Here is a 12455-nt window from a genome sequence, read left to right as displayed (position 1 = left end):
ACTATAAAGTAATGTTTAAGCTAACCGAATAATTTCTGTAAAACGGCACACCACCAGTAATATATGGTCTGAAAGGATCGTTACTTTGGATAGATTCCGGATTTTGACCTCCGCTTAATGTTCTATACAAATAGCCAATATTACGAGCAGAAACGCTTAAGCGAGCACCTTTAATATGGACTTTATCCAATAAAGAGCTTGGCAAGCGGTAGCCTAAAGTAATTTCGCGAAGCATAATCCAAGAGTTTTTGGATGCAGTTTCGTTACCGTTGATGTTGGTTCCCCAGCCATAAAAAGTATTATAATAAAGAGAGGCTTTCCATGGTTCAACCAAACCTTGATCGTAAGCTTGTCTAAAGGTCATTCCACCAATACTTACTCCAGGTTTAAGCGGACTCATCTGGCCTGCATCAAAAACTGCGTCAGGAATAACACCATCGTATCTTGTTAAGCCAGTATATGAATCTTTACGGGCAACACCACCATGCTCTTGATCGCGGAAGTTTAAAGTATTTGCAGAAGTACCCTGACCTGTTGCATAACTTAATGATTCTGAATATACATAGCCTCCAAAACGACCATCAACCTGAGCAAATAAGCTTAAGTTTTTATAACGAAGAGTTGTGCTGATACCACCAGTTAAATCTGGTTCGATTTTACCAATGTTAATTCTTTTTTGATCATCTGAATAATCAGGATTAACGATTGAATAATCTGCAATATCATATTTTACAGTTGGATTGGTATTGGTTTGGCGACTGCTTACCTGAATAATCGGAAAACCTGTTGCAGGATCTTTCTTAGATGCGGCCCAAGTTTCAGCAGTTAAAACACCAAATTCGCCACCTTCGTAAGCATAAACATTTGCACCATCATAACCACCGCTTAATTCCCATTCTTTTATGCCACTTCCAAACTCAACAACTTTACTTTTGTTGCGAGCTAAATTTACCGCAAAATTCAAATTCCAGTCTTTACTGCGAATTGGAGTTACATTGATCAACAACTCTAAACCTTTATTCTGAATGTTACCAGCGTTCAAGAAATTTCTGCTGAAACCTGTTTCGATTACACCAGGAACATATAATAACTGATCAAAAGTATTGGTTTTGTACCAAGCAAAATCAACATTAACAAGCTCTTTGAATAAACCAAAGTTTGTACCCAATTCTAACGAACGTTGTCTTTGAGGCTTTAAATCTAAATTTGGTTTAATATCTGCATTAATCTGCGAAGCGCTACCAATGGTTTGGTTATTGTTGTTGTAGATTACACCAGGAGCATAACCTGCGCCAGTTGCATAAGGACCTGCAACACCAGCATTACCCACATAAGCCAACGAGGCTCTTAATCTTCCACTTGATAACCAGTTAGGCATATCGGCTTTTAAATGGTCATAAAAACCATAAGATAAATTTACCGATGGATAAAACACGGAGTAATTGTTCGCTCCAGCAACAGCGTATGGATAGGTTAATGTAGACAACCAATCATTACGTCCAGTAATCTCTAAATTTAAATATTCCTTATAGTTTAAATTTAATACAGCACCCAAACCAATGGTTTTTGTATTTGCTGTACGGGCACCTGGATAATTTACACCGTTGTAACTATAATTGTAATAATAGTTTTTTTGAATATCGTTTACGGAGTTTGCAGGGAAAAATTGATTGGGTACTGCCAAACCACCATTTGTATTTACACCATAGTTTTCTGATAAACCATTTCCATAAATTTCGTTTAATAATCTAAGATCTATATTTAAATCATTGTTCATTACTTTCTTAGCTGCGTGAGCCATGAACAAAAGCGTGTAATCTGTTGAATAATTTCCTCTACTTGCATATTCGCCACCTGCATTATTCTTATCATTACCGTAGTTCTTAGTTTCTTCGTAAATTTTTAGGAAGTTAACATTTGCCCTACCCGATAAATCCAACCAAGGTGTAACCTGAGCCTTCAACTGTGCATAACCTAAAAATGAATTTTCGTTTTTACGATAATTGTTTTTATCAAACACAGAAAACGCTGCAGTAACACTGCTTAAGTTTCCAAATACGCCAGCGCTATTAATCGAGTTATCTGCATTGCGGTAAGTTGCACGCCAATCATTATAATCTAGGTTACGTGGCAAATAATACGTATTAAATGCCAAGTTCGATCCGCCTCCATAAGCATATCTACCTTGATTAAAGTAATTAGATGTAGCCGTATTTGCATAGTTAATGCCAATTTCTGTAGAGAAAACTTTGTTTAAATCGCCACCTACTTTAATATCGAAGGCGTTTCTTTTTAAACCATTATTTGGCAACATACCCTTGCTCGAATTATTTGAATAGGATAAACGATAGTTGAATTTATCGTTTGCGCCGCTTAGAGAGATGTTGTTATTGATGAAGTTTCCATCCTGATAAAAAGCTTTCCAGTTTTCTGGCTGAGCAACATAAGGAGTCATTCTAGAGTGATCGTAAATTACAGGGTGTAACGTTCCATCAAAAGCCGGACCCCAGCTGCCAACAGTATTGGCCTGAGTTCCATCTGGTGCAAAATTACCTTCTCTGGTTAACGCACTTCCCTGCCCATAAGTATTTTGAAACTCCATTGGGCTTTTATAAATATTTGAGGTTTGATAAGTGGAATTAACCTCAATACCTAATCCGTTACCGGCTTTACCTTTTTTTGTTGTGATCACAATTGCTCCATTTAAACCACGAGAACCATATAATGAAGTCGCGGCAGCACCTTTTAATACAGTAATCGATTCGTAATCATCGGGATTTAAATTCTTTAATTGCGAACCGCCATCAGTATCATCTGCATTTACAATATTGTTTTGAAGTACGTTTCCATCAACCACAAAAATTGGCTGGTTATTGGCCTGGCCAGGAGTAGAGCCCAAAACCTTAGCACCACGAATTTGGATAAACGGAGAAGTTTGAACACCTGCCGCACTCATTACGTTTACGTTAACCCCGGCAACTTTTCCTTGTAAGGCTGTAATTGGGTTAACCGTGTTGGTTCTGGTAATGTCTTCGCCTTTAACGGTAGTAACGGCATAACCAAGATTTTTATTCTCCTTGATAATACCTAATGCTCCAACTACATTTACCTCACTAAGTTCGTTTGCATTATCTTTTAAAGTTACATTAACTGAAGATTGACTGCCTACAGAAATTTCCTGTTTTGCAAAACCAATGGCCGAAAAAACCAGTACTTCATCGGTATTTGCTGAAATAGAAAATTTACCGTTTGCATCGGTTTGAGTACCCCTATTTGTTCCCTTAATGGAAACACTTACACCTGGCAGGGGTCCAGATGCTTCCCTTACCGTTCCGGTAATGGTTTTTTGTGCAAAAGCTGTTATTGTTAAAAAAGTTAACAACAATATACTTAAACACTTTAAGTACATTTTTTTCATAATTGTTTTTTAGTTTAGAATTGATTAGTTGTTTATTTGAAGGATGTAGTTTTTTATTCTTTAATAGTTGTTGTGTTGGTTATATTATTCAAATTGGCTATGCTCTAATATTAAACTTGCCGCCGCCAAAAGTTCAGCATCATTGGCTAGGCTTGATAATTTTATGGTAGTTTGCTCTGCAATTCGTGGTATGCAAAATTCGTTTATAGCCTGCTGGATAGGTGGCAATAACATTTTTCCAGCCTTTGCTCCTCGCCCGCTCAGTACAATACTTTCTGGATTTAAAATATGAATAAGTGTGGCCAATCCTTTTCCAATCTGAAATGCTGCATTAGATAAAATGGAAATGGCTAAAGGATCGCGATTAACCACAGCATCCAAAAAATGATCTCCCGGGTGTTTGCTTTTATCTTTGAAAAGTTCCTGCATACTGGATTCGGCTCCATCTGCAACTGCCGTCTCGGCTTTTTGGGCCATTACCAAGAGCGAAGTGTCAACTTCTAAGCATCCGCGTTTTCCGCATGAACATAAGTTATTGCTATCCGATAACGGAATGTGACTAAACTCGCCTGCATAGCCACTGCTGCCGCGATAAAGCTTACCATTAACTATCATTCCTAAACCAGTGCCCCATCCAATGTTAACAACCATCACATCTTTTAAATCAATAGCCTCCCCAAAGTTGAGTTCGGCTAAAGCAATTAAACTAGAGTCGTTATCAATGTAAACCGGCATGTCCATTTTCAATGATAAATAGGATTGCAAAGTCGTTCCGCTTTCTACTTTTAAATAAGAATAATTTATTCCCTCCTCGGCATTTACGAAACCAGGCATCCCGATTCCTACACCGATAATATCGTGATTAGAGAGACCGGAAATTTTTATACTTTTTTTAATAAATTGAATTAAGCGATCGGCATTATTAGCTTCATCGGTCATATCAAAATCTAGCATCTGAATGGGAATTACCGTGCTGCTAGATAAATCATAAATGGCTAACCTGGTAATTAACTGATCCATTGCAACAGCAACGATATATTTTTTGTGATTTGGGTTTAGCAAATAGGTTAATGCTCTTCTTCCGCCTGTTGAGGGCGCCAAGCCTTGCTCTAGAATATAACCTTCACTAATTAGTCCATTAACAGCAGAGGTAACTAAAGGAAGGCTTTTTTGTGTGAGTTTACTTAAATCCGTTAGCGATAATACTTTTTTATAGTATAGGTGTTTAATAATATCCGCCCGAAGACGTTGACCTTTCTCTATTATTACCGACATGTTTATTTGATTATTAAACAAACTTAAAAAATAATTTCAAAACATTACACAACTTATTAATTTTTTTTAAAAGTATTTTTACATAAAAAAAAGGCTTACGTTTCCGCAAGCCTTTGATTTATAGATAATAAATATTAGTGGATTCCTTTGAACAATCTACTCCATCGAATTTTGCTGAAGAAAGATCCATCTCCATCCCAGCTCATCCAAATAAATAATGCCTTTCCAACTACATGATCCTCCGGCACAAAACCCCAATAACGCGAATCTGCAGATTGATGTCTGTTATCACCCATCATCCAATAATAATTCATTTTGAATGTGTAAGAAGTAGCTATTTTATCGTTGATGTACCAATCGTTTCCTTTTTTCTCTACCTTGTTACCTTCGTAAGTTCTTATTGCTCTATAATATAGAGGCATGGTATTGCTGTCAATCTGAACCGTCCAGCCTTTTGCAGGGATTTTTATCGGACCAAAGTTATCTACGTTCCAAACACGTTTTGGATCGTGTGGAAATAAACCACCATCAGCACCAGGAGCTTCTGGAGCCATAGTTATCGATTTTACAAAATCTAACTTTTTAACTTCTTCAGCAATTTCTGGAGATGAGTTCGCGATATATGTATCAGCAGAAACCTGTTGCATATCGGCCGTTTTCAGCCCCAAATCTTCAAAAACACTGAAATTAACATTAGGCGTTTTCAATTCGATTTTATACGGCATCATACCTGTACTTTTAATCGGCTCGTCTTTGCCATTTACATTGGCAATGCCGTTTTTCATGCTGATCACATCGCCGCCAATTCCAATGCAACGCTTAATATAATTCTCGCGTTTATCAACTGGCCTACTGGTAACATGATATTGGGTATTAATGGCTTCTCTTCCGCTTTGTCTAACCAGATCATAATAACTAGGATTTTGATTTTCTAAGGCTACCGTATCACCTTCAGGAAAGTTGAAAACCACAACATCGTTTCTTTTAATTTCTGATAATCCAGGTAAACGATGATATTTCCATTGAACGCCATCCCAATATGCTTTTGTGCCTGTAATTGGCATGGTGTGATGCGCAAAAGGGAAAGCAACAGGTGTCATCGGAATACGAGCACCGTAATTAACCTTGCTTACAAAAAGAAAATCGCCAACCAATAAAGATCTTTCCATAGATCCTGATGGAATGGTATACGCCTCAATAAAGAAAACACGAATAATTGTTGCTGCAACTACAGCAAATACAATTGCATCTACCCATTCGCGGGTTTTGGTTTTTTTCTTTTTTTCGGCATTATTTTTTTTCTGCCAGAACTTGTAATTCATATTTTTTATTTAGTTAGCCTCACCCCAGCCCTCTCCAAAGGAGAGGGAGTGCAAAGCGTTAATATTTAATGCCTATATATCCTTCAGCTTTAAGCTTTGGTCTTTAAGCTTACTTATTCAAATATATCAGTAATACTGAAAAATCCTTTTTTATTTTGAAGCCACTCTGCTGCTACAACTGCTCCCAAAGCAAAGCCTGCCCTATTGTGTGCCGTATGCTTAATTTCTATCTCATCAACCTCGCTGCTGTAAATTACGGTATGTGTACCCGGAATATTTTCTATCCTATGCGATTCGATTAACAACTGATCGGCCTTTGGAAACAATTCTACATCCGTACCCACCACTTCATTTAACCATTCATTTTTGCGATCCAAATTGTCAACGATCCCCTCAGCAAGCGTGATGGCCGTTCCACTTGGCGAATCTAATTTTTGTGTGTGATGAATTTCTTCTACCTGAACTTCGTAAGCGGGGTAATTATTCATCAGCTTAGCTAAGGTCTGATTGATTTTAAAAAATAGGTTAACGCCAATACTAAAGTTAGAGCCATAGAGCAAAGTATTGTTACTGGTGTTGCATTCATTTTTAACTTCTTGCAACTTACCATACCAGCCAGTAGTACCTACAACGATTGGAACACCGGCATCGAAACAGGTATCTATATTATGAAGAACTGAATCTGGTGTACTAAAATCAATCGCCACGTCAGCATTTTTTAAATTTTGACGGGTCAGGTCTTCTTGATTATCTATTGAGATTTTTAAAACGACTTCGTGTCCGCGTTCAAGGGCAAATTTTTCGATAATTTGTCCCATTTTACCATAACCTAAAAGCGCAATTTTCATGGTTTATAATTAAAATGTTAGGGAAAGTTTTACGGCTGGTGTTGCATTAAAACCATACATAGTGTTAGAATTGATCATTGATGGAAGCACCTTGAAAGATAGTTTATCATCAATATTAAAGAAGTGCAAACGGGCTGCAACATACGCATCGATAATATTTGCAGCATAAAGTAAACCATAAGAAAACAATACGATTTGTCCGTTACGGTTATAAGTACTCTTGGCAGATGTTATTCCCGCATCCGAATATCTGGATAGCTCTGGATTTCCAGTTACAGTTTTGTCACCCAAATTCCTAGCTTCCCTGTATTGTGCTTCTTTTAAAAAGATGTTGTAGTTTTTTCGACTATCTATGTAAGAAACCGTTAATGCAGTAAAGCCACCATAAATGGCCACAATTTTTCCTATGGTGTATACTTTTTGGAAAGCCTGACTTTTACCAGCTCTGGTTCCATAGCCATCGTTAAGCAACTGGATGTTATAAATCTGCCCCAAGCCAGGAAAAATCATTGATCTAAAAACTGCCTTGCGACCGGCAACTTTACCTGGATTAACATATTTAGCCTTCATGGAATCCTGTCGAGTCATTGGCTGTTTTACTTTCGTTTTAGCAGTATCAACTGGCTTTAATACAGAATCCTTAACCTGGGCAGTTGCCAGGTTTACAAGAAAAAATGTTAACAAAGAAAGCAGTATTAAAAATTTGCCCTTCTGCATTACCAGTCTAATAATTCTAAAATTCTATTCAAGTCATCATCACTCATAAAAGGAATTTCTATTGCTCCCTTACCGTTTTGACTAACCTTTAGTTTAACACGGGTTGCAAATTTAGATGCCAGATCATCTTGCAGTTTTTGATATTGAAAGGAAACCCCTTTTACTTTAGGTTTGTCTTCTACCTTAAGAGGTGCATGTTGCAAGTTGCGAACCAGCTCTTCTACCTTACGAACCGATAAACCCTTATCCAAAATTTCTTGGTGTATAAACAGTTGCTTATCTACACCATCAACATTAATTAAGGCACGGGCATGCCCCATGGAAATTCTTTGATCGCGGATTGAAGCCTGTATGGCTGGTGGAAGTTTTAATAAACGCAAATAATTGGTAACAGTTGTACGATTTTTACCAACACGCTCGCCCAGTTGCTCTTGTTTCAAGCCTACTTCATCAATCATTCTTTGGAAACTCAAAGCAACTTCGATTGCATTTAAATTTTCACGCTGAATGTTTTCAATCAGCGCCATTTCCAACATCTGTTGGTCGTTAGCGCTGCGAATATATGCCGGAACCTGAGTTAATCCAGCTAGTTTCGATGCTCTAAATCTACGTTCACCAGAAATTAACTGATATTTATTGGCACTAATTTTTCTTACTGTAATTGGCTGAATAAGGCCTTGTACTTTTATCGAATCTGCAAGTTCGTTTAAAGCAACTTGATCAAATTCTGTACGTGGCTGGTATGGATTGGTTTCAACTTCAGTTAAACTTACGTGACTGATATTGCCAATCTGCTCAGTTTCGCTAACAGCATTTACCTGCTGTTTCGGCGGATGAGCGGATTCGCTATCATCTAAAAGCGCACTTAACCCTCTTCCTAAACCTGTTTTTCGCTGAAAAGATGTCATCTATAAATTTATAATGTTGCTGTACCTATGTTTTCTTCTTCTTTCAACAAGCCGTTTTTCTTTACAATTTCACGGGCAAGGTTTAAGTAATTTATGGCACCTTTGCAGTTTGCATCGTGCATAATTACCGAAACACCATAACTTGGAGCCTCACTCAAGCGTGTATTTCTTTGAATAATCGTATCGAAAACCAACTCATGGAAATGTGTTCTAACCTCTTCTACAACCTGGTTCGATAAACGTAAGCGTACATCGTACATGGTTAATAGAATCCCTTCAATTTCCAGTTCAGGGTTTAAACGGTTCTGCACAATTTTAATTGTGTTTAATAATTTACCTAAACCTTCCAATGCAAAATACTCGCACTGAACAGGAATAATTACAGAATCCGCAGCCGTTAAAGCGTTAATGGTAATTAAACCCAACGATGGAGAACAATCGATGATGATAAAATCATATTGATCTTTAATTTTCTCCAAAACCGCTTTCATTTTGTACTCACGGTTGTTTAAGTTAATCATCTCTATTTCCGCACCCACTAAATCGATGTGTGCAGGCAATAAATCTAAATTTGGTGTATCCGTTTTCTGAATCGCCTGTAAAGGATCGATATCGTTAATGATACATTCGTAAATACTGTCTTTTATATTTCTCGGATCAAAACCGATACCTGAAGTCGAATTTGCCTGAGGATCAGCATCTACCAATAAAGTTTTATATTCTAATACGGCCAAACTAGCAGCCAGGTTTATAGATGAAGTTGTTTTACCAACACCACCTTTTTGATTTGCTAATGCAATTATTTTGCTCATCTATATCTCCGAAATTTACTTAACGTTTATTTGGGCTGTGTAATTTATGCCTTTTAATCGGCAAAAAGTTCTATTTTTGCGTTGTTTACGCCCTTTTTCTCAATCAGCTAAGATACAAACTATATGGCAATTTTAGCAAAAAGGGTATTCGGGTTTTAAACATCTTATTAACAATTACGCATGGTTACAATAATAGCCGCTACCAATCGGCCCAATAGCAATACGCTAAAAGTTGCTAAATATTACCAGCAACAACTTAAATTAAAAGGTGTAGAAGCTGGCTTATTTAGCTTGGAGCACTTACCCATCGATGTTTTAAATACCGATATGTATGGCAAAAGATCAGTTGAGTTTCAAAGAATCCAGGATCTGATTAACGAAACAACCAAGTTCTTATTTGTTATGCCCGAATACAATGGAAGTTATCCAGGTGTTTTAAAAGTACTTATTGATGCCTGCAATTTTCCTGATAGTTTTTACGATAAAAAAGCGGCATTGGTAGGTGTTTCTTCTGGCAAATATGGCAATATTCGAGGCGTAGACCACTTTACAGGGGTTTGCCATTATGTGCATTTGAATGTTTTACCACTTCGTTTGCACATCCCAAACATTAAAAGCGAGTTAGATGCCAACGGCAATTTAATTCAACCCGATACCATAAAATTTACCAACGAACAGATTGAAAAGTTTATTAAGTTTTAAACAAGAATTTCAAGATTTTAGGATTTGAACAATTCTATTTGATCTGCGTTTTTTATCTGCGAAAATCTGCGGGAGAATTTTATTTTTTTTAAAAATTAGAAAATCAAAACCTGTTTTTCAGTTTAAAGTCAGCCCTACTTTCCGCTTTACTCGTTGCACTCGTGCCCGCTTCAATTAGGTTTATTTTACTCGGGACATTGCAAGAAACGCAGTTGGCTTCCCTCAAAGTTTTATAAATTTAAGTCGTTATTAAGCTCCAAATCTAATCCACTTATCCCCCTCATGCCCGAAAATAAAAGAACCTGGGTGCAACATTTCAGCAATATCCTCCACCAAAGAAACTGCATTTTCTGCAGTTTTCATGCGGTTAACATCATCATTTAATAAGATAATTCTATTATTTTGAACAGCTTGCCAATCGGCGTCCAAAACCGTTGGTACTTCTCTCATCAAATCGGTCAGTGTTTTTCCGGGTTGATAGTAAATGATAAAAACAGCGCTCAAAATATCCGACTCGATCATCCCGCCCGCCTGTGCAATTTCTTCAGATAAAAAATAACTTGGGTTATTATTTACATCCAAACAAGCTACGGGCATTTTATCCATAAACTTAATTTTATGCTCCACTAAATCTAACCGTTCCTGTAATTCTTCTTGTTCGGTAGCGTTAAGGCCAATAAATAAATCGTTTAAAAAAGACATCTGCATTAAATTTATTAATTTGTGCAAAAATAACATTCCTTAACTCATGCGAGGCTCATTTAGATATATTTTTTGGTTTTTCTGTGCAATTACCCTTGTTTCCTGTAAAGATAAATCAGACCATAAAGACAAAAAAACGTTTAATATTAATCTTGATCAGGGCTTAACATCCTTAGATCCTGCCTTTGCCCGAAATCAGAATGCAATTTGGATGACCAATCAAATCTTTAATGGTTTGGTACAGATAGATTCTTCCTTGCAAACCATTCCATGTATTGCAAAAACCTGGCAAGTATCTGAAGACGCCTTAACTTATACCTTTAACCTGCGGAATGATGTTTACTTCCACGATGATCCGATTTTTAAAAACGGCAAAGGCAGAAAAGTAACTGCAAGTGATTTTGCTTATAGTTTTTATCGATTAATTGATCCTAAAGTGGCTTCATCCGGAGGTTGGATTTTCAGCGATAAGGTTAAAGATCAAAAAAACTTTATAGCGCTGAACGATTCTACTTTCCAGATTAAGCTGGTTCGTCCGTTCCCTCCGTTTATGAGCTTACTTACCACACAATATTGTTCTGTAGTGCCAAAAGAAGTTGTGGAGCATTATGGAAAAGATTTTAGAAGTCACCCCGTAGGTACAGGTCCCTTTAAATTTAAATACTGGAAAGAAGGCGAGATTTTGGTGCTTTTAAAAAACGAACATTATTTCGAAAAGGATAACAAGGGTATTCAATTGCCTTATCTGGATGCCTTAAAAGCATCTTTTATAACGGATAAACAAAGCGGTTTTATGAGCTTCTTAAAAAAGGATCTCGATTTTTATTACAATGTTGATGGAAGTTACCGCGATGATATTTTAACCAAAAGCGGCAAAATGGCCTCAAAATATAAAGGCAAATTTACCCTGACCAAAAGCCCCTACCTATGTACAGAATATGTAGGTATTTTGGTCGATTCATCATTAAGTATTGTAAAAAATTCTCCCTTGAGAATTAAAAAAATTAGACAAGCCATTAATTATTCTATCGATCGGGATAAGCTGATCAAATACCTAAGAAACGGGATTGGAATTGCAGCAACATCTGGATTTATTCCTAAAGGAATGCCTGGATTCGACAGTTTAGCCGTTAAAGGTTATGCATATAACCCAAAGTTGGCAGCAAAATTATTAGCCGAAGCTGGTTTCCCTGAAGGTAAGGGACTAACCGAAATTACATTAAACACCACAACAACGTATAAGGATTTGATCGAATTTATTCAGGGTGAACTCACCGCTATCGGAATAAAAACCAAAATTGATGTGAGTCCAAGCGCCAGTTTACGCGACTTAATGTCTAAAAACAACGTAAACTTTTTCCGTGGTTCTTGGTTGGCAGATTATGCTGATGGCGAGAATTTCCTATCTATGTTTTATTCAAAAAACAAAGTTCCCTACGGACCAAATTATACCGCTTTTTATAATAATGATTTCGATAAATTATTCGAAAAAAGTTATTACGAGCCAGACAACGAAAAAAGATTTAAGCTTTATCGCCAAATGGATCAGATGGTTATGGATTACTCACCTGTTGTTCCGCTGTTTTACGATCAATCTGTTGTGATGCTGCAAAACAACATTTCGGGTTATGCTTTTAATCCTTTAAGTTTAATGATATTAAAACGCATCAAAAAACAATAGAGCCAAAATTCTACTTCCAAAACCAAAATAAGCTTAGGTTTTTGGCCACATATAAAACAGATTTTACCTG

The 12455-nt window shown here is 36.9% G+C and carries 10 protein-coding genes; 2 read left to right on the top strand and 8 right to left on the bottom strand.

Annotated features, from left to right (window positions below; genetic code table 11):
• Nucleotide 1: 1 nt before the first annotated feature.
• From DF947_RS16715 to DF947_RS16685, 7 genes are all read right to left on the bottom strand, one after another.
• Nucleotides 2-3418, bottom strand: coding sequence for a SusC/RagA family TonB-linked outer membrane protein (locus tag DF947_RS16715; RefSeq protein WP_109931197.1), 3417 nt, complete (start codon nt 3416-3418; stop codon nt 2-4).
• Nucleotides 3419-3502: 84 nt separating this feature from the next.
• Entirely contained in the window at nt 3503-4693 is a 1191-nt protein-coding gene (locus DF947_RS16710) for an ROK family protein (RefSeq protein WP_109931196.1), read from the bottom strand.
• 134 nt (nt 4694-4827) lie between these two features.
• Nucleotides 4828-6015, bottom strand: a complete 1188-nt coding sequence (gene lepB, locus DF947_RS16705) for a signal peptidase I (protein WP_109931195.1) — start codon at nt 6013-6015, stop codon at nt 4828-4830.
• 113 nt (nt 6016-6128) lie between these two features.
• On the bottom strand, nt 6129-6863 hold the full coding sequence (gene dapB / locus DF947_RS16700; protein ID WP_109931194.1) for a 4-hydroxy-tetrahydrodipicolinate reductase: 735 nt from the start codon (nt 6861-6863) through the stop codon (nt 6129-6131).
• Between the two features lie 9 nt (nt 6864-6872).
• A complete protein-coding gene (locus DF947_RS16695) occupies nt 6873-7580 on the bottom strand; it encodes a DUF5683 domain-containing protein (protein WP_109931193.1) in 708 nt (235 codons plus the stop codon).
• Entirely contained in the window at nt 7580-8488 is a 909-nt protein-coding gene (locus tag DF947_RS16690) for a ParB/RepB/Spo0J family partition protein (protein ID WP_109931192.1), read from the bottom strand. The genes DF947_RS16695 and DF947_RS16690 overlap by 1 nt, the downstream gene beginning before the upstream one ends.
• Nucleotides 8489-8496: 8 nt before the next feature.
• Complete coding sequence (locus DF947_RS16685; protein ID WP_056097274.1) at nt 8497-9300, bottom strand: ParA family protein; 804 nt, start codon at nt 9298-9300, stop codon at nt 8497-8499.
• 180 nt (nt 9301-9480) lie between these two features.
• On the opposite strand from DF947_RS16685, the gene DF947_RS16680 reads away from it, so the two are divergent.
• Nucleotides 9481-10002 carry an NADPH-dependent FMN reductase gene (locus DF947_RS16680; RefSeq protein ID WP_109931191.1) on the top strand — a complete coding sequence of 174 codons (522 nt, stop codon included), beginning with the start codon at nt 9481-9483 and terminating at the stop codon, nt 10000-10002.
• A 249-nt stretch (nt 10003-10251) separates the two neighbouring features.
• Here DF947_RS16680 and DF947_RS16675 read toward each other — a convergent pair whose 3' ends face one another.
• On the bottom strand, nt 10252-10710 hold the full coding sequence (locus DF947_RS16675) for a substrate-binding domain-containing protein (protein WP_158526286.1): 459 nt from the start codon (nt 10708-10710) through the stop codon (nt 10252-10254).
• Between the two features lie 40 nt (nt 10711-10750).
• Here DF947_RS16675 and DF947_RS16670 point away from each other — a divergent pair, with 40 nt between their 5' ends.
• Nucleotides 10751-12385 (top strand): ABC transporter substrate-binding protein, encoded by a 1635-nt coding sequence (locus DF947_RS16670; RefSeq protein ID WP_109931189.1) that lies wholly within the window; start codon nt 10751-10753, stop codon nt 12383-12385.
• The last annotated feature ends 70 nt before the right edge of the window (nt 12386-12455 follow it).

Origin of the sequence: Pedobacter paludis, from assembly GCF_003173575.1 — a bacterium.
In the GTDB taxonomy this organism is placed as follows: domain Bacteria; phylum Bacteroidota; class Bacteroidia; order Sphingobacteriales; family Sphingobacteriaceae; genus Pedobacter; species Pedobacter paludis.
Note: the sequence above shows the minus strand (reverse complement) of the source record. Positions and strands in the feature narration are given on the sequence as shown.